Here is a 22,063-nt window from a genome sequence, read left to right on the forward strand (position 1 = left end):
ATGGCCGAGACTGATACTAAAAACAGAGAAACTCAGATTCCCACCAACCTGCGCCTGTTGCTGATCCTTGAAGAGGTGGCACGGCGCGGCGTTGCGGTCAAACCTTCGGATCTGATCGATGCATTGGGATTGGCCAAACCCACAATCCATCGTTTGCTGCAAACGGCAGAGGCAGAAGGGTTCCTGCAACGCGATCTTGACGGACGGTCCTATGGTCCGGGCAGAAGACTGCGGCTGCTGTCCGTGAATACCATGTCCGCCGAGCATCTGCGGACCGCGCGTCTCGCCATCCTGCGCGGCGTGGCCGACGAAGTGGGCGAAACATGCAATCTGGCCATCCCGGATCGCGAAGGCATGATCTATCTTGACCGGGTAGAAACCAAATGGCCGTTGCGAATTCAATTGCCGATCGGAACCCAGGTGCCGTTCCACTGCACGGCCAGTGGCAAGATGTACCTTTCCACCTTGCGCCCCAAAACTCTAAACGGGTTTCTGTCAGCCGGAAAGCTGAAGGAGCAGACCGCCCGTTCATTGACAGAGCCGAAGGCCCTGCTGAGTGAAATCAAGATCACGGCCGAGCGGGGATTTTCCACAGACGACGAAGAATTCATGGCGGGCATGGTGGCGATCGCCGTGCCAGTGCAGGACGCGCAGGGCAGGCTGGTTGCCACGCTTTCAGTTCATGCCCCGACGCAACGGCATGATGTCGGCAGTCTGAAGTCATTTCTCGACACCTTGCGCCGGGGGGCGGAAAAACTGTCGCAGCTGTTGGGCGAGTAAATGGCGCAACGGGATAACCGGCAATAATCAGGCCGACGGCCGTTCGTAGCAGTTGTATCGAGGATGCCGCAAAGCCTCGGAAGGCCTCTTGCCGAAACACAAGACAATCCATCAGCACCGGAATGGCCGTCGTCGCGCCGGCATCGGAACCCCTGGCCAAAAGACCGCCTCAACATGCAGAACAAAACACCCGGGACTGGGCGTCCCGGGTGGTGTTTTTTGCTGGCCTTTCAAGTTTTTGCCCGACGACTATCCAGCGATACTCAGATGTCGAATTTGACGCCCTGGGCCAGTGGAAGTTCGGCCGAGTAATTCACGGTGTTGGTCTGACGGCGCATATAGGCTTTCCACGCGTCCGAACCGCTTTCGCGCCCGCCGCCGGTTTCCTTCTCTCCGCCAAAGGCGCCACCGATCTCTGCCCCTGAGGGCCCGATATTGACGTTGGCAATTCCGCAATCGGATCCGGCCGCAGACAGAAACTGCTCGGCCTCACGCATGTTCAGGGTAAACACGCAGGATGAAAGGCCTTGTGGTACGTCATTCTGAAGCTCTACCGCGTCGTCGAAATCGTCATAGCCCATGACGTAGAGGATCGGCGCAAAGGTTTCGGTTTTCACGGTCGCGGTCTGACCCGGCATTTCGACGATCGCAGGTTCCATGTATACGCCTGCCGGAACACCTTCGGTAACGCGGTTGCCGCCGAACACCGAACCGCCTTCCGCTTCGGCCGCTTTCAAAGCGGCGGTCATCGCCGCGCCCGCCGCTTCATCCACAAGCGGCCCAACCAACGTGCCGTCTGTCAGAGGATTGCCGATGGGCAGACCCGAATAGGCTTTTTTCAGACGGCTCACCAGTTCTTCGCGGATCGAGTTGTGCACGATCAGGCGACGCAACGTGGTGCAGCGTTGACCGGCGGTACCAACTGCCGAAAAGACAATCGCGCGCACGGCCATCTCCAAATCAGCCGAAGGGCCGATGATCATTGCGTTGTTGCCACCCAGTTCCAGAATGCACTTGCCAAAGCGCTGTGCGACGATGGGGGCGACAGCGCGGCCCATGCGGGTCGATCCCGTGGCCGAGATCACCGGAACATCTTCACTGGCCACCAGTGTTTTTCCCAGATCGGCGCCACCGATAAGCGTTTGCAGAAGACCGTCCGGCGCATCGCCAAACCGGGCCAGGGCGCGTTCGAAAATCTTTTGACAGGCCAGCGCCGTCAGCGGGGTTTTTTCGGACGGTTTCCAGATCACCGGATCACCGCATACGATGGCCAGAGCAGCATTCCACGACCAAACCGCAACCGGGAAATTGAACGCGGAAATCACACCAACCGGGCCAGCAGGATGCCAGGTTTCCATCATCCGGTGGCCGGGACGTTCGGACGCGATGGTCAGGCCATAAAGCTGACGCGACAGGCCGACGGCAAAGTCACAGATGTCGATCATCTCCTGCACTTCGCCCAGACCTTCCGAGGTGATCTTGCCCGCTTCCCAACTGACCAGAGCACCCAGGTCGTCCTTGGCGGCGCGCAGCTCTTCACCCAACCGGCGGATCAGTTCACCCCGGCGCGGGGCGGGGACAACGCGCCATTCCCTGAACGCAGCCTTGGCTCGGGAAAAGATGGCGTCCATGTCCGAGATCGGCGTCTCGTGCACTTCGGCCAGCAGGCTTCCGTCAATCGGCGACGTGACCCTGAGCGTGCCGCCTTTTAGTTGGGCCTCGGTCAGATCTAGGTTTGCAAGCGTGGTTTGGGCTGTCATTACGATGTCTTTCATATCTCAGGCCGCCTTGTTCTGTTCGGTGACGTCGCCAGCGCGATACAGCTGGCCAAATTCAGTGTTGAGGAAATCGTCCAGCTTGACCTGTTCCTGCCGGACAAAGCCTTTCGAGGGCAGAGCTCCGATCCGCATCAGATCGACCACCCCCAGCACGCCTGCGGCGGTCGTGACCTGAATAGCGCTCCAGACCTGTCCAGTGATGGTGCGGGCAAAGGATTTGTTGATCAGGGACTTTTCGCGCAGCACGCCATCAATGACGCCTTTTGCGGTGCAATATACCAGCACCACGTCCTGATCGGTGCGGGGCAGGGCGGCCTCGAATATCTCTTTCAGCAGGTCGCGGCGGCGTTCCAGTCCCAGATCGTTCAAAAGCAGCTTCAGGATATCGCAATGACCCGGATAGCGGATCGAGCGATAGGACACATCCCGCGCCTTGCCTTCCAGCGTTTCCGGCAACGTGCCCAGACCGCCCGAGGTATTGAAGCATTCGTATTCCACGCCGTCATGGCCCAGAATCTCGTAGTTCTCCAACGGCGCGGTCTTGACCAGCTTGCCGTTCACGATGGCATCGCATGGGTTGCAATATTCGTTGATCAACCCGTCGGTGGACCAGGTCAGGTTGTATTTCAGCGCATTCGTCGGATAAAGCGGCAATGCCCCCACCCGCATGTGCAGGCTGTCAATCTGGTCAAACTCCGCCGCCAGCGAAGCTCCGGCGATGCCGACAAAACCTGGCGCCAGACCGCATTGCGGCATAAACGCAGTTGCGCTGTCCCCGGCCAGTTCACGTACCGCATTCGTGGCCGCAACATCTTCGGTCAGGTCGAAATAATGCGCCCCCGCCGCTTTGGACGCTTTGGCGATGGAAGGGGTCAAGAAGAACGGCGCTGCCGAGATGACTGCGTCGAAACCGGTCAGTTCCCGGGCCAGCCCGTCCGCGTCATTGGCATCGATCTGTCTGGTTCCAATGCCCATCTTCGAGATATCACCAAGCGCTTTTAGATCATGATCAGCGACCGTCACAGAGTAATTCGGCGACCCTTTCAACAGGGTTGCAATCATCTGTCCGATCTTTCCAGCGCCGACAACGCACACATTCCAGGACATAAAGATCTCCGCTGTTTCCCATCCTGTCGCAAGCGTGACGCGCGGTCACGACAATTCATAGGTGCCAATTTGACGAATTGATGTAGATGGTTGTCAAATTGTCGGAAAAAGAGTTAAATTATCGGAAGCGCAATTGCCGGCCATGTGTCGCGACAGGTCCTGCCACGTGCCAACGTGGCCCTTGGCCCGATTGCGCCGTGACCTTTTGTCTTGTGTTGCCTGACACTTGGGAAGCGTCACGTTCTTGAGCGATTCCAATAACTTGTTTTCTGACTGCCGGGCGCAACGGTCCGGTGATCTTTCAAGCCGACTGATCCGCTTCCATCCAAGCCTCGAAGCGCTTCCAAGTTCGCGTCACACGCGGATTTTTGAGCGGTGTTTCTCGTTTGCGACATGGTTTGGTCAAATCGAACAACTTCTTGGCATTGCTCGGCTGCATGGTACGCCCAGCGGTCGCCGGAGAAGGCTGTGAAGCTCGGCCGTGGCCGCCTTGTCGCGTGTTGAACAAGGGCAGGTGTTGCATGATCGCGTTATGTCCCAAGCCCGAAAACTCAGCCTGTTCCGAGAAGGGCGTTGTGACCTCTTGCCTGCACGCCGATTCGCAACAAACTCACCAAACACCCTGGGAGGGTCACAACGAATGACTGCAAGGCCACTCGATCATATTCGTGTCCTCGATTTTGGCCAATACCTGGCTGGTCCACTGGTTGGCATGATGCTTGCTGATTTGGGGGCAGAGGTGATCCGCATCGACCCGCCCTGTGGCCCGCGATTGAAAGAACCGGCCACAGACATGCTGTCACGTGGCAAAATCGCCGTGACGATCGACCTCAAATCCGAAGGGGGTTTGCAGGTCGCGCGCGAACTTGTGGCGCGGGCTGACGTGGTGATCGAGAACTTCCGGCCCGGCGTGATGGAGAGGCTGGGCCTGGGTCCGAAAGCTCTGCGCGAAATAAATCCGCGCATCGTGTCATTGTCATTGCCGGGGTTTGCCTCAACCGATCCCGCGCTGGCCGATCTTCCGGCGTGGGAAGCCGTGATCGCGGCCCGCACTGGGCAATTCACGGATATGGGGCTGAACCGGCGCCTGATGGGCATCAACCCATCCTTTTCACCTTTGACGCTGGCATCCGCCTATGGCGCTTCGTTCGGCGCGATGGCCGTGCAGTTCGCCTTGGCTGCACGTGACCGGAACGGAGGCGACCACATCGAGGTGCCTCTGGCTTCGGCCTTGCTGGAAGGGTTGGTGTATAACTGTGAGCAGATTGAAGACTATCCCGAACGTTACAAGTCCCTTCGCGAAGTGGAACTTGACAGGCGCGCAGCCGAAGGCTTGCCAATGGATCTGAGCTTTGCGGAACTGGAAGAGTTCCTGGACCCTTTCTATCGAACTTATACCTGCGCCGACGGGCGTGGGTTCTATGTGGTGGCGGGCAGTGTGAAAACACATCCCCGGCGGGTGTTGGAGACGCTTGGCCTCAAACACCTTGCCGATCAATTGCCGGACTTCGACGCCTATCTCGATACCGCAGACTGGCCGGATGAATGGTCGCTGCGCAACTACCCTGTCGGAGCAAGGGATCGCGCGCGTGTATCCGACGCAATGAAAAAGGCCTTTCTGACAAGGCCCTCTCATGAGTGGGAAGCCCTTTTCGGGTCTGCCAAGGCGCCCGGAACGGCGCAACGGTTCAGCAAGGAATGGCTGGCCGATCCGCACGCTTTGGCCTCGGGCCTGGTGTTGGAGGTAGAGGACCCGCGTCATGGGAAGATGCAGCAGATGGGAAATGTTGCGTGGCTTGCGGATGATGGCGCTGCGCTGGTCAAAAAACCGGGCCCCGATTCCGATGACGCACCCGTTTCAACGATCCTTGCCGAACCGCCGCGCAGCGGACCACCAGCCGCAAGCGGCCAGGGCTGGCTGGAGGGGTTGAAGGTGCTGGACCTGACCAACGTGATCGCCGGTCCGACGGTCGGGTCCACGCTGGCACGATTTGGCGCTCAGGTGACTTCCGTTCAGCCGGCAGAGCCATCAGTTGATCCGTGGAACACCGTGGTTTTCGGCCTGCACGCACATCGTGGAAAACAAAGCGTTTTGCTGAACCTGAGCTCGGATGACGGGAAGCGGGCGTTACGGCGGCTCATCGACTCCTCGGATGTCATCACCATAAACGGCACGGATGAGCAGCGCGATGCCCTGGGGTTGAGCGCGGAAGAGCTGGCGGCGATCAACCCCCGTCTCATTCTGGTGCAACTCGATGCCTTTGGCGGTCCTGCGCGCGGACCCAAATCGGACCATCTGGGGTATGACGACCTGGCGCAGGCGGCGACAGGGGTCATGGTGCGTTTTGGCGGTGGCATGGCCACGCCCGAAGAGCATGCGCATTTCGGTACCATTGACGTTCTGACCGGCTATTGCGCATGTGTTGCGCTTGGTGCGGCCCTGCTGAGATTGCAGAAAACCGGCAAAGGCGGGATTGCGCGGGCTGCGTTGGCGGCGGCCGGCAACCTCATTCAGGCGCAATTGATGTATGATTTCGAAGGCCGCGCGCCCTTTGATGAACCGGCCGGGAGCGCAGCTATGGGCTGGGGACCATTCTACCATTGTTACCGCGCGGCGGACGGGTGGATGTTCTTTGCCGCACCCACCGAACAACGCAAAGCCCTGCGCCGTGTCTCGGACCTCGCCAGCGTGGCCGATATGCCGGAAAAGGAATTGCCGGATGCGCTTGCGGATCATTTTGCAAGGCAACCTGTTGAATACTGGCAAAAGGCGTTTTCCGGTTCCGCCAGCACTGTCATGCCTCTTGGATCGTTGCATGACACGCGCGACGCCGTGTTGCAGCCGGAAAGCGCCGGGAATATCGACCTGACGCGGGGAACGTTCAACGTCATTCGGCATGACATGCATCCCATGGGCCGGTGGTGCGATCTGGTTGCCCCAAATGCCGTGCGACCCGAACGCGCCCGGATCGTCATTCCCGGACCGATGCCGAAATACGGCGCGGATACACGCAGCATTCTGCGAAACGTCGGTTATGCAGATGAGGATATCGACGCGATGATCTCTGCTGGATCTGCCGCCGAAAGCTGGTCGGAAAAGTACTTGCCCGAGTAGCCGACCAGCCACAGACGGTTCGGAAATCAAGAAGATATACCATCCGCCGCCGCAGGCACGGGCTCCCGGGCCTGGCGATGGGCAATATCTGTCGTGACAAGCTTTGGACTGGCACCCGCGCGACTTGCACAGAATATTCAACCGCTTTGCCACAGTTTTTTTTGCATGTCTTGCGGCAAGAACCGTCCTAGGGTCGGCAAAGCACAGCTTTGCACACACAACGAAACAAGAACCACTGACCATGAGCCAAATATCAGAGAGCCTGCTGAACCAAATCCGCAGCCGATTTGCCCAGATCGATCATTGCCCCGAACAGGGTGAGCGGATCTTTTTCGAGAATGCCGGAGGCGCACTGACATTGAATTCAGTTTTGGAAAGCTCGGTTCGTTACGCCGCCATCCCGGACAACCAGGGGCGCGACAATCCGGGATCCCATGCGCTGGTCGCCACGATCAACGCGGCCAAGGCGGATATGCGGGATTTCATGAACGCACCCGGCGGGCAGTTCTTTGTGGGTGAAAGCGGTACAGAACTGTTGTTCCGGCTGATCATGAACGCATGTCTGGGAACGGGTCCGGGCGTTGTGCTGGGATCCACATTGGAACACCCGGCGACGCGTTCGGCCTGTGATCGTTGGGCCCGCATTTCCGGGCAAACCCACGTTTTGGTACCCCATGATGACGCCACCGGCACCGTCTCGGCCGAAGCCTATGCCGCGGCCGTGACACCGGATACCAAAGTGGCGACGATCCTGCATACCTCTCCGGTGACGGGAATGGGCGTTGATGTCGCCGCCGTTTCTCAGGCCATCCGCACCGTGGCTCCGGATTGTTTCATCATCGTCGATGGCATCCAGCACGCAGCGCATGGCCGGATCGATCTGACCGCCTATGACGTCGATGGTTATGTGATTTCGCCCTACAAGGTGTTTTCGCGTCATGGCTACGGCGTGGCCTGGATCTCTGATCGCTTGACCGCGCTGGAGCACAACGCCTTGCTGAATGGCCCCGCGGACAATTGGGAAATGGGCACGCGCGACACCGGAGCTTATGCCACGATGTCCGACGTCGTATCCTATTTCGAATGGCTGGGCAGTCAGGTCAGCGATGCCGAAGACCGGCGCGGCAAGTTTCTGGCGGCGGGTGATGCGATCCATGCGCAGGAAAAGGCGCTGACCGACGCGATGATCCACGGCACCGGCAACCTGAGCGGCCTGGCCGAGATGGAAAAAGTCACCATTCTGGGCGGGGCCGACAACCCGGCACGAGAAGGTCTGGTATCGCTGCGTGTCGAAGGCGTGGCCTCGTCCGAGGTCGTCAAACGGCTGAACGAACACGGTATCCGCACGCATCTGCGCAAGGCGGACCACTATTCCGGCAATATCCTGACACCGCTTGGCTATGATGCCTGTGTACGGGTCTCGATGTGTCACTACAACTCGATCGGCGAAGTCGCCAAATTCCTTGCCGTCATGAAAGAAATCGCCGCTTGAGCCGCGCCATATCCAAGGACATTCCCTCATGAAAACCCATGCACAAGCTGTTGTCATCGGCGGCGGCCTTGCCGGTACGTCGATCCTGTATCACCTTGCCAAACTCGGCTGGACGGACTCGATCCTGCTGGAACGCGATGAGCTGACCAGCGGATCGACCTGGCACGCGGCGGCCAACATCCACGGTCTGCATGACAACAACAACATCACCCGCATCCAGCACTATACGATGAACCTGTACAAAGAGCTGGAGAAGGAAACCGGCCAAAGCTGTGGTGTGTTCCAGCCCGGATCGCTCTATCTGGCCCAGACCGAAGAGCGCGAACAGCAGTTGCGCCTGCAAGAGGCGAAGGCCCGGTTCTATGGGCTGAATTTTCACGAGGTCAGCCGGGAAGAGGCCAAAGAGCTGCACCCGCTGGCGCAGTTTGATGACATCCGCTGTATCATGTACGAACCTGATGGCGGCAATGTGGACCCGTCCGGCGTACCGCATGCCTATGCCGCCGGGGCCCGTGCGATGGGGGCTACCATCGAACGGTTCTGCCCGGTGATCGCCACGGAACAGCAACCCGATGGCAGTTGGATCGTTCGTACGCCCAAGGGTGACATTCATGCCCAATGGGTGGTCAACGCGGCGGGCCTCTGGGGGCGCGAGGTGGCGGCGCTGGCAGGCTTGACCCTGCCGCTGCAACCGACCGAACATCAGTATTTCGTGACCGAAAGCATCGACGAAGTGGCCAGTCTGGGCCGTCGTCTGCCGTCAATCGCCGACCGGGACGGCGAGTATTACTTCCGACAAGAGGGCAACGGCCTGCTGATCGGGGCCTATGAGAAAGACATGAAGTTCTGGGCCGAAGACGGTACGCCGCTTGACTTCGCGCATGATCTGTTTCCCGACGATCTGGACCGGATCATGGAAAATGTGATCCGCGCCACCGAACGCGTGCCGGTTGCCGCCACAGCCGGGGTGAAACGGGTAATCAACGGCCCGATGATCTGGTCGCCCGATGCCAATATGCTGTGGGGGCCGGTGCCCGAACTGAAGAACTATTTCCTCTGCGGCGGTCTGATCCCCGGCTTCTCGCAATCCGGCGGGCTGGGGCTGCTGGCGGCGCAATGGATGATCGTGGGTGAGCCGCAATATGACATGTTCGCCTGGGATCTCGCCCGCTTTGGCGACTGGGCCGACAAAAAGTTCACCAAGGCCCGGGTCGAAGACGCATACACCCATCGGTTCAAAATTCACTTCCCGAATGAAGAACGCAGTGCAGGCCGCCCGGCCCGTGTGCGCCCCGCCTACGAGATGCAGAAACAGATGGGCTGTGTCTTTGGTCTCAACTGTGGCTGGGAACACCCGTTGTGGTTTGCCGATGTACCCGGCACCGAAGAGACCACTGGTTTCACCCGCCAGAACTGGTTTGATCCGGTCGGGCGCGAGGTTCAGATGCTGCGCGACAGCGTGGGCGTGATCGATATCTCGAACTTCGCCAATTACGTGATCAAGGGGCCTGGTGCCTACGACTGGCTGGACCGCCTGGTGGCCAATCGCGTGCCGACCGAAATTGGGCGCAGCTGCCTGACGCCGCTGATTTCGGTCCGCGGTGGCGTGGCGGGGGATTTCACCGTCACCAAGCTGGCGGAAGACGAATATATGATGATTGGCTCCGGCATGGCTGAACGCTATCATCAGCGCTTCTTTCAGATGGTGGAAATGCCTCAGGGCACAACTCTTGACGTGGCAACGGACCGCATCGCCGGGTTCAACATCGCCGGCCCGAAATCACGCGAGGCATTGGCGCGCCTGACCAATGCAGACCTTTCCAACGAAGCGTTCCGCTTCATGCGGTCCCGAAAGATCACCGTAGCAGGTGTTGATTGCGTGGCCATCCGGGTCAGCTTTACCGGCGATCTGGGTTGGGAACTGCACTGCGCCGAAACCGATCAGGTCGCGCTCTACTCTGCGTTGCTCGAAGCCGCCAAAGACTGCGGTGGCGGCCCCGTGGGTGGACGGGCGCTTGGGTCGCTGCGCATCGAAAAGGGTTATGGATCCTGGGGGCGGGAATATTCCCAGGAATACTGGCCGCAAGAGGTCGGGCTGACGGGCCTGATCAAGCTGGACAAAGATTTCCTGCACAAAGACGCCTATCTGTCCATCAAGGATAGAGCTCCGCGCGAGGTCCTGTCCATCTTTGAACTGGACGTGACCGAGGATGCCGACGCCACCGGCAGTGAGCCGATCTTTACACCTGATGGTGCGCCTGTCGGCCGTGTCACATCGGGCGCGTACGGGTATTCAGTCGGGAAATCTCTGGCATTGGGTTTCCGCAACCCCGAGGTGGCGCAGCCAGGGGATGAAGTGGTGATCCAGGTGATTGGCAAACCGCATAAGGCTCGGGTGCTGGCAGAGGCGCCGTTCGATCCTTTGGGCGGCAGGCTGCGCGACTGAAACAACCGGCCCGCCGGATCAAGGTCATCCCATAGCCGCAGATCTCATCCGCGATCTGTGGCTATGGGATGTGCAATTTGCTTTCGAACCGTTCGACAGGGTCCGCCTCGGTTTCGGGATGCCACTGTTTCGCGGCCGGTGCGCAAACCTTCAGACAATCAACAGCGCGCGCTGCGATCTGATCCGCGATTTCGGTTATGTTGACCGGGTTTAAATAGAAGGCAGGCACAGGGGGCAGGATGATGGCTCCCATTTCTGCGGCCGCCGTCATATTGCGCAAATGCGCCAGTGTCAGCGGCGCTTCTCGTGTCAGCAGTACCAGTGGGCGTCGTTCCTTGAGCTGAACGCCCGCCGCGCGTGTCAGCAGGTTGTCGTCCAGTCCATGCGCGATCGCACCCAATGAGCGCATGGAACAGGGCGCGACGATCATCCCGGATACCGGCACCGAACCGGACGCTATACTGGCCCCGATATCGGCGGGCGCGTGATGACGGGTTGCCGACTGCCGCAGTTCCTTCAGGGCATCCGGGCCGCATTCCTGCGCAAGCGTCAGACGGGCGGCGGGGCTGACGACCAGGTCGATTTCGATATCCGCCGATGTCAGATGTCGTGCGACCGCAAGGCTCAAAACCGCACCGGAAGCGCCTGACACGCCTAAGACTACTCGGGTTTTCGTCATGTTCTCAGCTCTGGCATCAATCTGTCTATCAGGTCTTCCGCAAATGCGTGATCAACTTTGTCGGTGCGCATGACCGTCCCCCATTCCCGCTGTGTTTCACTGCCTGTTTTTGTCGTGGCGTCGATGCCCAGCTTTCCGGCCAGACCGGGTTCCGGCGAGGCGAAATCCAGATAATCCATGGGTGTCCTGTCCAGGATCATCACATCGCGGCCCGGGTCCATTCGCGTGGCAAGCGCCCAGGCGATATCGTTCCAGTTTCGGGGGTCGATATCGGCATCTACCGCAACGATCATCTTTGTATAGCTGAATTGCGGCAGCATCCCCCAAAGCGCCATCATCACACGCCGGGCCTGGCCCGGATATCGCTTGTCGATAGCGACAATGGCGATGCGATAGGAACAGGCGGCAGGCGGCAGCCAAAGGTCGTGTATTTCGGGGATCTGAGCGCGAATGGTCGGCAAGGCCAATCGATTGAACACTTCGCCAATGATCGCAGGTTCGTCAGGCGGGCGTCCGGTATAGGTTGACAGATACAGTGGTGCCTCGCGATGGGTCACGGCCGTGACATGCATCACCGGAAACGGCTCGGCGGGGTTGTAGTACCCGGTATGATCCCCGAACGGCCCTTCGGGTGCTGTCTCGCTTGGCGACACCCAGCCTTCCAGAACGATCTCGGCATCTGCCGGTACAAGCAGAGGGACGGATTTGGCCGGAACCAATCGTGGCCGGTTCTGGTTCAGGGCCCCGGCAAATGTCAGCTCAGACACCAATTCGGGCAGGGGCAGAGCCGCCGACAACAAGGTCGCGGGGTTTGCGCCCAGAACTATTGCGACCGGCGTCTTTTCGCCGTGCTGCGCCCAACTGCGATGATGAGCGGCCCCGCCGCGATGTGGCAACCAGCGCATAATCAGACGGTTCCGGTCCAGCACCTGAACGCGATAAACGCCGGCGTTGTAAGTTTGTACCGCGTCGGGTTCGCTGCCACGGGGGCGGGTGATGACCACAGGCCAGGTGATCAGGGGCCCCGCGTCCCGGGGCCAGTGTGTCTGGATCGGCAGCGCAGAAAGATCAACATCGGCTCCGCTGTGGCAAACCTGCTGAACAGCGGCGGTTTTGACCTGCTTCGGTCGTGTGGACAATGCGGCCTTCAGCATCGGCCACCGGGACAGCGCATCCCGCAACCCGCCCGGCGGCGTCGGGGCCCGAAGCGCGGCCAGAAACGCGCCCAGATCACCCAGCCCATCGGAAGAAACGCCCAGCCCGGCGGCGACGCGTTCCGAAGTTCCGAACAGGTTGACCACAACCGGCATGTCGCACTGCCCCGAGGGCACGCCCGTCGGCGTGTCGAATTGCAACACGGGCCCATTGGCCTCTAACACGGCGCGGTGGACAGCGGTCATTTGATGGCGCACGGAAACCGGTTCGGCGATGCGCCTGAACTGCCCTTTTTCTTCACACCATTTCAGAAAATGTCGAAGGCTGGGATATGGCGGCAGAGTGCGAATGGGTTTGCTCCGGCGATGGTGCCTACCCTCTAGCAGCGAAAGAGACCGGTCGAATTGACAACCGTCAAGTCCCGGGCGCCGGGGCGGCTTTAGGAAGGCCGCACCGGTTCACTTTGTTGAGACAGCAGGAGGTCTGTTTGTCCGATCCCCAAAACCAGATACCGCAATGCCCTGCCGCTTTGGCCGCAGCCCTGCGGTTTGTTCCGCTTGCACCCTTGTCGCTGTCACTGACGGCGTTTTCCCGCAAAATAACCAAGAAACACCCCGATTTGCTCAACCGGCTCGGGGAATACAGCCGGGCAGCCTTTGTGCTTGATCCAACGGATCTGCCCGTTGTCCTTCTGCTCGAACCGAATGACGGCGCACCGAGAATCAGATTGAGCCGCGGGCGCGTGGACGGGGCCGCGCGAATTTCCGGCCCACTGGCGGCGCTGTTGGGGCTGGTGCATGGAGCGTTTGACGGTGACGCCCTGTTCTTTTCGCGCGATCTGGTGATCGAGGGCGACACAGCCGCGGCACTGGCGCTGCGCAACGCAATTGACGACGCAGAGCTGGACCTCGCGCACGAGGCCGCAACCCTTTCCGGCCCGCTTGAACGCCAGCTGAAGCAGATCATCGCCTTTGCAGAGCGTCGGACCGGCCTGTGCCTGACCCGACCCGAGGACGCGATCCTATGGTAATGGAAATCGTTTGCCCGGCGGGAACGCCCGCGGCCCTGCGTGCAGCCGTCAGGGCCGGGGCTCACACGGTCTATTGTGGCTTCAATGACGAAACCAATGCGCGGAACTTTCCGGGGCTCAACTTTGACCGCGCTGAAATGCGGGCCGGAATTTCCTTTGCCCATGATCACGGATCGAAGGTCTTGATTGCAATCAATACCTTCCCGCAGGCAGGCAACGAAGGGATTTGGAAACAAGCGGTGGCGGATGCCGAAACCTGCGGTGCAGATGCTGTCATTCTCGCCGATCTGGGCTTGCTGGACTACGCGGCGCGACATCATCCCAAGCTGCGCAGACATCTGTCCGTGCAGGCCGCGGCGGCCAATGCTGACGTGATCAATTTCTATGCCGAAACTTTCGGTGTAAAGCGGGTGGTCTTGCCGCGCGTTTTGTCCGTTCCGGAAATTGCCGCGATCAACTCTGAAACCGATGTCGAAACCGAAGTCTTCGTGTTTGGCGGTCTTTGCGTCATGGCCGAGGGGCGATGCTCGCTGTCCTCTTATGCCACCGGGTTGTCTCCAAACATGAATGGTGTCTGCTCCCCTGCCAGCCATGTGCAGTATCAAGAAGAACAGGGCGCGTTGAACGCGCGCCTTGGCGGGTACCTGATCCACCGGGTCGAACGGGATGAGCCCGCACCGTATCCGACTTTGTGCAAAGGGTGTCTTTCCGCAGGTGAAAAAACCGGGCACCTGTTCGAGGATCCCGTCAGCTTGAACGCAGAACGGCTGATCCCGCAATTGCAAAAGGCAGGTGTGACAGCCTTGAAGATCGAAGGGCGCCAGCGGTCAAAATCTTATGTCGCACAGGTCGTTCGGAATTTTCGCGCCGCGGTCGATGCGCTGGAGTCAGGCCAGCCGATGCCCGAAGGTATGCTTGCGCGACTGTCGGAAGGGCAGGCCATGACGACCGGCGCTTACAAAAAGACGTGGAGGTGATCCGATGGAACTGACAATAGGCCCGAACCAGTTCTTCTGGCCCTCCGAAACCTGGGCTGCATTTTATGATGATCTGGCCCGATCGCCCGTCGACCGCGTCGTGCTTGGGGAACTGGTCTGTTCCAAGCGCTTGCCGTTTTACCAGGATCGTATCCCTGCGGCGATTTCCCGGCTGGTGGAGGCGGGCAAAGAGGTTGCGCTGACAAGCCTGGCCCTTGTGACCCTGAAACGCGAGCGCAAACTCACGGCTGAGCTTGCAGAAATGGGCGTCATGGTCGAGATCAACGATCTGACCGCGCTGGCACATTTGCCCGGCACCTGCACGTTTGCCGTTGGCCCGCTGGTAAATGTCTACAACGAAGGTACTTTGAAATGGTTGGCTGCTCGGGGTGCGCGCCGGGTTTGTCTTCCGCCGGAATTGCCCATCGTTTCGGTCAAAACGCTGGCGCAAGCTGCCTCGGACTTGGGCGTCGCGATCGAAATATGGGGGCATGGCAGGTTGCCGCTGGCCATTTCCGGGCGCTGTTACCACGCGCGATTGCATGGGCGCAGCAAGGACAATTGCCAGTTTGCCTGCGAAGACGATCCGGACGGGTTGGATGTTCTGACCGGCGACGGCAAGCCTTTTTTGGCCATGAACGGTGTGCAGACCCTGTCAGACAGCCATGCCTGTACGGATCATCAGATCGACCTGCTTAAACAGGCTGGCATCTCGGCGTTGCGTCTGTCGCCGCAATCTGGCGGATTCCGTCAACTGTGCGAACTGTATCGAAAACGTATCGACGGTGATCTTCCCCAAGGAGAAGTGGAGCGCGCCCTGCGTGGCGCTGATCCTGAAATTCGGTTGAGCGACGGATTTCTGACGGGGTCCTGCGGTGCAGAATGGTCCGGTGCATCAAAGGCGGCTTCGATCTCGGTTTGACCGCCGCATCGGCACGGCGTCCGTCGCGCCGGACGCGAATGAAACAGCCTATGCTTTGAACCCTTGGGATGAGTCCGGGTTTGTCCGGGTTTCTTCCTCTTGAACCCAGGTTTCGGCCTGCAAGACCCCGGGTTGCCCGGTGCCGATAATCCCCACGACCTGCACATCGCCGGTATCGGTGGGAGCGGCCACCTGAACACGCCGGATCAATGCGAAAAGGGCGACCGCAATACCGATAGCCGCCAGAAGAAACGGAAGACCGCGCCCGCCGAACAATGAGATAGAGTTCGGCCCCAGCATGGTTCCCACCAGCAGGCCGACATTCAGCAGCAGCACCATCGTGCCACTGGCGGGAACGATCTGAGACAGCTTGAGCTGATCATTGGCATGCGCCGTCAGGATCGAATACGCGGGATACAGCCCGATTGCGATCAGAACAAAACCATAGACGATATGAGACGGCGACGTATCGATGGCCATCCAAAGACTGGACAGGGTCGTAACGACACCCAGCCCGATGACCACATAGCGTCTGTCGGTGTGATCCGACAGCCAGCCGATCGGGTATTGCACAACCGCACCGGCGATCAGCGCCGCCACCAGCGCCCCTGACGCCTGCGCCGTCGTAAAGCCGTTTTGCAACGCATAAAGCGGCAACGAGATATAAGACGCCGCGACACCGATGCTGACCAGAACGATACCGATGACTGCGATGGGCGAAACCTTGTAAAGCACGGGAACCGACATGCGTTCCGGAGCGGCATATTCCGGCGCCTTGTTGCCCGACAGAAGAAGCGGCACGATCGAAAGCGAAATCAGGATGGAAACAAGCCCGAACAGCAGGTTCCCAGTGGGGTCGGGAAAGCCTACTATGGCGGTGCCAAGCGCCGGGCCGGCAAGCTGGATAATGAAATACAGCGACAGGACCTGAGCGCGCATGTTGTTCTCGGACTTCGCGTTCAGCCAGCTTTCGGTGATGACGTAAAGCCCCGGGTAACAAAATCCGCCCAACAGACGCATCACGCTCCAGCTGATCGCGTCGCTGGTCAGCAGATGCACGATGGCCGCAATCGAAACCAGCGAGGCGAGGGCCGAAAATGCCCGAATATGCCCGACATTTTCGACCAGCCTCGGGGCAAGTGCCGTCCCTGCAAGCGCACCCAGGGGATAGCTTGCCTGCATGACGGAAATCGTGAAGTCACTAAAGCCCAGACTGGCCCCCCGGATCGTCAGCAACGTCGCCAACAGACCGTTGGCAACCATCAGCATGAACATCCCAAGGAACAGTGCCCAGTTTTCGTTTAACGCGCGTATCATAGCGAACCGCTACTGATGCGGGGCGGGCCTGTATACAACTCCTACGACATCGGGATGTCGTTTGATGGAACTTCTCCGTTGCGGGCCACAATGTCGGATTCAACCGTCCCAAGGCCCATTGCAACTGGGTTTTCGGCTGAGCTGATTGGCCTCAGTACCCGCAGGAATTGCGGCTGAGTTACACGTCGCCTTGCATGATCCGGGCATAGATATCGGGATCCGTCACGCCTTCAGAGCCTATCGTCAAAACCCGAGACTGCGGCGTCAATCCAAGCTTCTGGAAAAGCTCGGGGTTGTTGGCCGCTTCGATCAATGCGGCCAATCCGGCAACGCCGCTCTCTCCGGCTTCGATCGCCGGATCACTACCATGCGGACGCGCCAGGCGACGGACGGTGGGCGGTATCAGCTGATCGTCGATTGTCAGAAAGTCCGAGGCTTCGCTGCGCAAAACCTCCCACGCCATCGGTGACGGCACCCCGCAGGACAAACCCGCCATAATGGTCTCTTCATCGATATCTACGGACGCGGCTTGCCCCTGCCTTGCGCTTTCGAACAAACACGCCGCCAGATGCGGTTCCACGACCACGACGCGCGGCGCGGCATCACCCCAGGCCTGACGCAATGCTGCCGCAACTGCCGCGGCAAGCCCTCCAACTCCACCTTGCAGAAAGACATGCGTCGGTGCCGCGTCCATTACATCCACGACTTCTTTGACCATGACACCATAGCCCGACATCACGTCGCGCGGCGGGTCGGTGTAGCCTGGCCAGGATGTGTCCGAAACCACGAACCAGCCGTTCTTGTCAGCTTCCCGCCGACACTGATCCACCGAGGCGTCATAGTCTCCATCGATGCGCACGACGTCGGCCCCGAGTTCGCGCATGGCCTGCGCGCGGCCTTCACTGACTTCGGCGTGAATGTAGATCCGGCACGGCGCGCCGAACCGCTTGCACCCCCATGCGAGCGACCGACCGTGGTTGCCATCGGTTGCCGAAACAAGCGTGATACTGGCAACCATGTCGGCGCAGCGGCCAGTACGGATATCTTCCAATGACACGTCCTGACCGGTCCGGCGCGATATTTCGCGTTGCAGAACACGCAAGGCGGCAAAGGCCCCCCCCAAGGCCTTGAAACTTCCAAGACCAAACCGGGGACCTTCATCCTTGTAGTGGACTTCCGCGACTCCGATCTCGGCTGCCAACGATGGCAAAGAATGCAGAGGCGTTGGCGCATACCCCTCCCATTGGGTGATTTCCCTTGCTGCGCGATCGAAATCCTGTTGTGTCAAAACGGTTTCGGCAGCGGGGCCAAAGCTCGGCCTGCCTGCCTGATGGGCGATGATTTCTGTCATGGTCGTGTATCCTGTCAGGGGGTCAGCGGCAGGCGCTGCCGTACCAGCTCTGCCCAGAGTTCTGCACCCAGCGGGAGCAGTGCGTCGTTGAAATCGTAATCAGCCGAGTGCAGCGGACGGCCGTTTGATCCTTCGGTCCCGTTGCCGATAAGCAGGAAACACCCGGGCACAACGGCGGCAAATTCAGCAAAATCTTCCGAGAAAGACATGGCAGAGCGGTCTCCGTCCACCTCAAGACCCATGGCCGAAGCCGCTGCAACGACATGCGATGCGGCATCGGCATCATTGTTTGCCTCGATGAATGCGGTACGGAAATCCACACTCACCTCGACGCCATGGCTTTCGGCCACACCGCCTGCGATCTGGCGCATGGTGCGTTCGATCAGCTTGCGGTCTGCCGGTGACATGGCCCGCGCGTCACCTTTCAGAACAGTACGCCCCGGAAGGACATTGCGCTGCCCGTCGGTGGTGAACTCGGTCACCGACACCACGGCGCCGGATGAAGGTGCAAGCTTGCGTGAAACGATGGTTTGCAGGGCCAATACAAGTTCCGCCGCAGGCGTGATCGTTTCGCGCCCGACATGGGGCATCGAGGCATGACCGCCTTGACCGGAAAGCGTGATTTCAAACAGGCTTTCACTGCAACAGATGACACCGGCGCGGGTGGAAACCCGCCCGACAGGCTCACCCGGAAGATTGTGCGCGCCGTAAACCTCATCAATCGGGAAGGTCGGCAAAACGCCCTCATCGATCATCGCTTTTGCCCCAAGCCCATGCTCTTCATTGGGCTGGAACAGAAAGACAACCGTGCCGTCAAACGTCGGATCCTTGGCCAGCAATTCGGCGGCCCCAAGCAGCATCACCGTGTGGCCATCATGTCCACAGGCATGCATGACACCTTCGTTCTGCGACTTGTGCGCAAACGTATTGACCTCGGTAATCGGGAGCGCGTCGAAATCCGCGCGCAGCCCAATGGCGCGATTGCCATTGCCCGCCTTCAAGACGCCCACGACACCGACCCCTTCAAACACCTCGATGCCTAGGTTGCGCAGATGCCCGGCAATCCGGTTCTTGGTCCAGACTTCCTGAAACCCAAGCTCGGGGTTGCGATGAAACTCATGGCGCAACGCACGCAGGCGTTCTGTCAATGCTGTCACGGCAAAACTTCCCCTTCGACGTGTTGCTTCACATGTGAGAAACAAGTTTATTGCAAGTGACCTGAAAAAAGGGCTCTAGTTAGTGGCAAGCCATGCAAGTTTCTTTCACATGACGCAATTGGATGACTTTGACCGCGCGATCCTGCGGATTCTGCAACAAGACAACAGAACCACGCAGCACAAGATTGGCGAGGCCGTAAATCTGTCCGCACCCTCGGTGCAGCGCCGTATCCGCCGGATGGAGGCCGAGGGCGTGATACGAGCCAATGTGGCCGTCGTTGACCCGGCGGCCGTAGGTCTTCAACTTACCATCTTCGTTGAACTTGAACTGGTCAGTGAAACCCCGGACGAGATCGATGCCGTCAAGAAAACCCTGCTGAATGCTCCGGAAGTCCAGCAATGCTTTTACGTGACCGGAGAGGTTGATTTCATGGTTGTCGTGGTCGTCGAAAGCATGGCGGTTTACGAAGATTTCACCCGCAGGATGTTCTTTGAAAACGGCAATATTAGAAAGTTCAGAACCTTCGTTTCCATGGATACCATCAAATCCGGCAGTGCTTTGGGTTTCTGACCGGCACATGGTGCAACGACAGGACCGTCCAGACATGTCCGCGCAAGTCTGGACCATTCGGTTGGGTTGACAGGACTGCGAAGGCAAGTCCAGTCACGGGTCTCAACGCAATTTTTCCAACGTGTTTTCAACTACATTCCATTGCGCGGAATGACATGCGCTTTCTCTTCCTCAAAGATCAGCTCCTCCCCTGACCATGCCTTCAGGCGCGAGATCAAATGAAACTCGGTGGCCGTTGCCCGTTGTTCGGAATAGGTCCATATCCTGGCCGACCAGTCCTCACGGTCGAAACCGGCGGTCTGCTCCATCGTGGCAACAGCAGAAAGCGGGTCACCCGGATGGATTGAATATCTTCGATCCGACACGTCGCTGAGCACCGTCCCAATATCGTCCAGGCGGAAATCACCCACCGGCCCGAAGACGCCCCCGTCCAGAAAAAACCTGTGTGTCACCTTGCCATTGGTCAGGTCCGTGTGGACCGAGCGTTCCATCGAGCCCGAGCGCACCTTGGTCTTTCTTGCGGCCTCACCGGACGCCGATGGTTCCGGCAGCGGGCGGGGTTCGGTTGTGTCAACGCCTGGGTTGCGGATGGGCAAGTGCAAATGAGATTGACCCGGGCGGATTGTAAGTGTCACAGGTTCGGGGGCGGGCCAGAGTACCGGCCAGTAAGCCGAAGCGATCTGCAAAACGATGCGATGACCTGACGGAACCCGATATCCTGTTCCATACATCGAGACGGTAACAGCCATCTCTTCCCCGGGTGTGATCGGCGTGGGTTCTGTATCGCTGATCCGGTGGTTGAGGTTACAGAATCCCCTGGCAATCAGCGTCTGCGCACCGTTCGGGGCTTCGTCCACCAGCAATACAACGACAAAGCCCTGAGTCTGATCTGCTGACACCTTCAGATCGACCGATGGTTGCCCCAGGATATCAAGTGCGTCTTCAAGTGGCGCCGCTTTGAACTGCAACGCGCCGGCGGCGTCGATCCGGCAATCTGCCGCCATGTCTCCGGGAATGGCGAAAGAGCACATATCACCTGCGGCCGCCCCAAAGCTTTGCGGCGAGCAAATCGCAAGCTCTGCCGCGGAAACGGGGTCTGCCTCAAGCGTCAGATGATTCAGCCACAGGGACGTGTTGGTGATATTCGGTGACGGCCAGCTCGGCTCTTCGACCCAGCGCCCCGTGCGTTCCAGATGCGTTCCGGTCGGCGCTGCGCTGTCTTGAAGGAAAAAACGCAAGGGTGGTTCGTCCATCAACCCTGTGTCTTTTCCCTTCAGCCAGTGATCCCAGAACCGGATGACCTCGCCGACGAAATCAGCCTTGGGGCCGGGCACCCCTTCATGCGGGTAAAGATGCGCCCAGGGCCCCATCAGGATCTTGACCGGTCCGCTGAGGTGTTCGGCAATGCGGAATGGGGTATCGCGGTATAGATCCATCCAGCCGCCGAAAAAGTAGACCGGTATATCCACGTCGGCATAGTTCTCGCAGATCGAACCGCGCCGCCACATCTCGTCATGGGTCTGGTGTTCCAGCCACATGGCCGGCCAGAACACGGCGCCTTCCAACCGCTCGCGCCACATGTCAAGCCAGCGGTCCGGGCCGACAATCTCTGGGTCGGGTGGCATGGCGTTGTACAGCTGCATGATCGAGCCCCACCAGAAATTGTCGTTGGCCAGACATCCGCCGTAAAAGTGGATGTCCTCGCGCCACCGGTTGTCTGTGCCCATCACCGGTGCGATCGCCTTCAACGCCGCAGGGCGCGTCGCCGCCACTTGGAACGCGTTATATGCGCCCCAGCTTTTGCCGAACATTCCGACGTTCCCATCGCACCAGTCCTGATCGGCGATCCACTGGATGAGGTCGTGACCGTCCTGAATCTCCTGATGCGAATACTCATCTTCGGAAACACCATCACTGTCGCCATAGCCTCGGATATCAACGCGGATCGACGCGTAACCGGCGGCGGCAAACTGCGGATGCATGCTTTCATCCCGCATGCGTGTCCTGTCCCGGCGGCGATAGGGGATGTATTCCACGATACAGGGCACAGGGGCGTTGTTCGCGCTTTCCGGCAGCCACAGGCGCGCCGCAAGTTTCGTGCCGTCAGGCAGCGGTATCCAAACAGTCTCGATGACCTCAATATTGCTCATGTCCGGTCCTTTTCGTTCGGGCGCATAAGGGGTTTC

The 22,063-nt window shown here is 59.5% G+C and carries 16 protein-coding genes; 8 read left to right on the top strand and 8 right to left on the bottom strand.

Annotated elements, in window-relative coordinates:
- Complete coding sequence (locus ACR3E6_RS19450; RefSeq protein WP_480488855.1) at window positions 1-780, top strand: IclR family transcriptional regulator; 780 nt, start codon at window positions 1-3, stop codon at window positions 778-780.
- A gap of 263 nt (window positions 781-1,043) precedes the next feature.
- Here the strand turns inward: ACR3E6_RS19450 and amaB are convergent, their stop codons facing one another.
- Both amaB and ACR3E6_RS19460 read right to left on the bottom strand, forming a co-directional pair.
- On the bottom strand, window positions 1,044-2,540 hold the full coding sequence (amaB, locus tag ACR3E6_RS19455) for an L-piperidine-6-carboxylate dehydrogenase (protein ID WP_480489164.1): 1,497 nt from the start codon (window positions 2,538-2,540) through the stop codon (window positions 1,044-1,046).
- 18 nt (window positions 2,541-2,558) lie between these two features.
- A complete protein-coding gene (locus ACR3E6_RS19460) occupies window positions 2,559-3,665 on the bottom strand; it encodes a saccharopine dehydrogenase family protein (protein ID WP_480488857.1) in 1,107 nt (368 codons plus the stop codon).
- 640 nt (window positions 3,666-4,305) lie between these two features.
- On the opposite strand from ACR3E6_RS19460, the gene ACR3E6_RS19465 reads away from it, so the two are divergent.
- The 3 genes from ACR3E6_RS19465 (at window position 4,306) to ACR3E6_RS19475 (ending at window position 10,718) form a co-directional block, all read left to right on the top strand.
- Window positions 4,306-6,780 carry a CoA transferase gene (locus ACR3E6_RS19465; protein WP_480488859.1) on the top strand — a complete coding sequence of 825 codons (2,475 nt, stop codon included), beginning with the start codon at window positions 4,306-4,308 and terminating at the stop codon, window positions 6,778-6,780.
- A 241-nt stretch (window positions 6,781-7,021) separates the two neighbouring features.
- Window positions 7,022-8,272, top strand: coding sequence for an aminotransferase class V-fold PLP-dependent enzyme (locus ACR3E6_RS19470; RefSeq protein WP_171724535.1), 1,251 nt, complete (start codon window positions 7,022-7,024; stop codon window positions 8,270-8,272).
- 28 nt (window positions 8,273-8,300) lie between these two features.
- A complete protein-coding gene (locus ACR3E6_RS19475) occupies window positions 8,301-10,718 on the top strand; it encodes a GcvT family protein (RefSeq protein WP_480488862.1) in 2,418 nt (805 codons plus the stop codon).
- 61 nt (window positions 10,719-10,779) lie between these two features.
- Here the strand turns inward: ACR3E6_RS19475 and ACR3E6_RS19480 are convergent, their stop codons facing one another.
- Together ACR3E6_RS19480 and ACR3E6_RS19485 are read right to left on the bottom strand one after the other, a co-directional pair.
- Entirely contained in the window at window positions 10,780-11,397 is a 618-nt protein-coding gene (locus tag ACR3E6_RS19480) for a UbiX family flavin prenyltransferase (RefSeq protein ID WP_480488863.1), read from the bottom strand.
- Window positions 11,394-12,902: a UbiD family decarboxylase gene (locus tag ACR3E6_RS19485; RefSeq protein ID WP_480489166.1), complete on the bottom strand. Its 1,509-nt coding sequence runs from the start codon at window positions 12,900-12,902 to the stop codon at window positions 11,394-11,396. Before ACR3E6_RS19485 ends, ACR3E6_RS19480 begins: the two co-directional genes overlap by 4 nt.
- A 137-nt stretch (window positions 12,903-13,039) precedes the next feature.
- On the opposite strand from ACR3E6_RS19485, the gene ubiT reads away from it, so the two are divergent.
- From ubiT to ubiV, 3 genes are read left to right on the top strand one after another with little or no spacing between them, the layout of a single operon-like run.
- Complete coding sequence (ubiT, locus tag ACR3E6_RS19490; RefSeq protein WP_480488865.1) at window positions 13,040-13,582, top strand: ubiquinone anaerobic biosynthesis accessory factor UbiT; 543 nt, start codon at window positions 13,040-13,042, stop codon at window positions 13,580-13,582.
- Complete coding sequence (gene ubiU / locus ACR3E6_RS19495) at window positions 13,582-14,559, top strand: ubiquinone anaerobic biosynthesis protein UbiU (RefSeq protein ID WP_480489168.1); 978 nt, start codon at window positions 13,582-13,584, stop codon at window positions 14,557-14,559. Before ubiT ends, ubiU begins: the two co-directional genes overlap by 1 nt.
- Before the next feature lie 4 nt (window positions 14,560-14,563).
- Window positions 14,564-15,481 carry a ubiquinone anaerobic biosynthesis protein UbiV gene (gene ubiV / locus ACR3E6_RS19500; RefSeq protein WP_480488867.1) on the top strand — a complete coding sequence of 306 codons (918 nt, stop codon included), beginning with the start codon at window positions 14,564-14,566 and terminating at the stop codon, window positions 15,479-15,481.
- A gap of 48 nt (window positions 15,482-15,529) precedes the next feature.
- Here the strand turns inward: ubiV and ACR3E6_RS19505 are convergent, their stop codons facing one another.
- The 3 genes from ACR3E6_RS19505 to ACR3E6_RS19515 form a co-directional block, all read right to left on the bottom strand.
- Window positions 15,530-16,798, bottom strand: coding sequence for an MFS transporter (locus ACR3E6_RS19505; RefSeq protein ID WP_171636305.1), 1,269 nt, complete (start codon window positions 16,796-16,798; stop codon window positions 15,530-15,532).
- Between the two features lie 178 nt (window positions 16,799-16,976).
- Complete coding sequence (locus ACR3E6_RS19510; RefSeq protein WP_480488870.1) at window positions 16,977-18,149, bottom strand: diaminopropionate ammonia-lyase; 1,173 nt, start codon at window positions 18,147-18,149, stop codon at window positions 16,977-16,979.
- A 14-nt stretch (window positions 18,150-18,163) separates the two neighbouring features.
- Window positions 18,164-19,306, bottom strand: a complete 1,143-nt coding sequence (locus tag ACR3E6_RS19515) for an amidohydrolase (RefSeq protein ID WP_480488872.1) — start codon at window positions 19,304-19,306, stop codon at window positions 18,164-18,166.
- Between the two features lie 109 nt (window positions 19,307-19,415).
- Here ACR3E6_RS19515 and ACR3E6_RS19520 point away from each other — a divergent pair, with 109 nt between their 5' ends.
- Entirely contained in the window at window positions 19,416-19,877 is a 462-nt protein-coding gene (locus ACR3E6_RS19520) for an Lrp/AsnC family transcriptional regulator (protein WP_171636299.1), read from the top strand.
- A 131-nt stretch (window positions 19,878-20,008) separates the two neighbouring features.
- Here ACR3E6_RS19520 and ACR3E6_RS19525 read toward each other — a convergent pair whose 3' ends face one another.
- Window positions 20,009-22,027, bottom strand: a complete 2,019-nt coding sequence (locus ACR3E6_RS19525; RefSeq protein WP_480488874.1) for a CocE/NonD family hydrolase — start codon at window positions 22,025-22,027, stop codon at window positions 20,009-20,011.
- Window positions 22,028-22,063 lie beyond the last annotated feature (36 nt).

The sequence above is a fragment of the Ruegeria sp. AL3 genome (assembly GCF_056536065.1).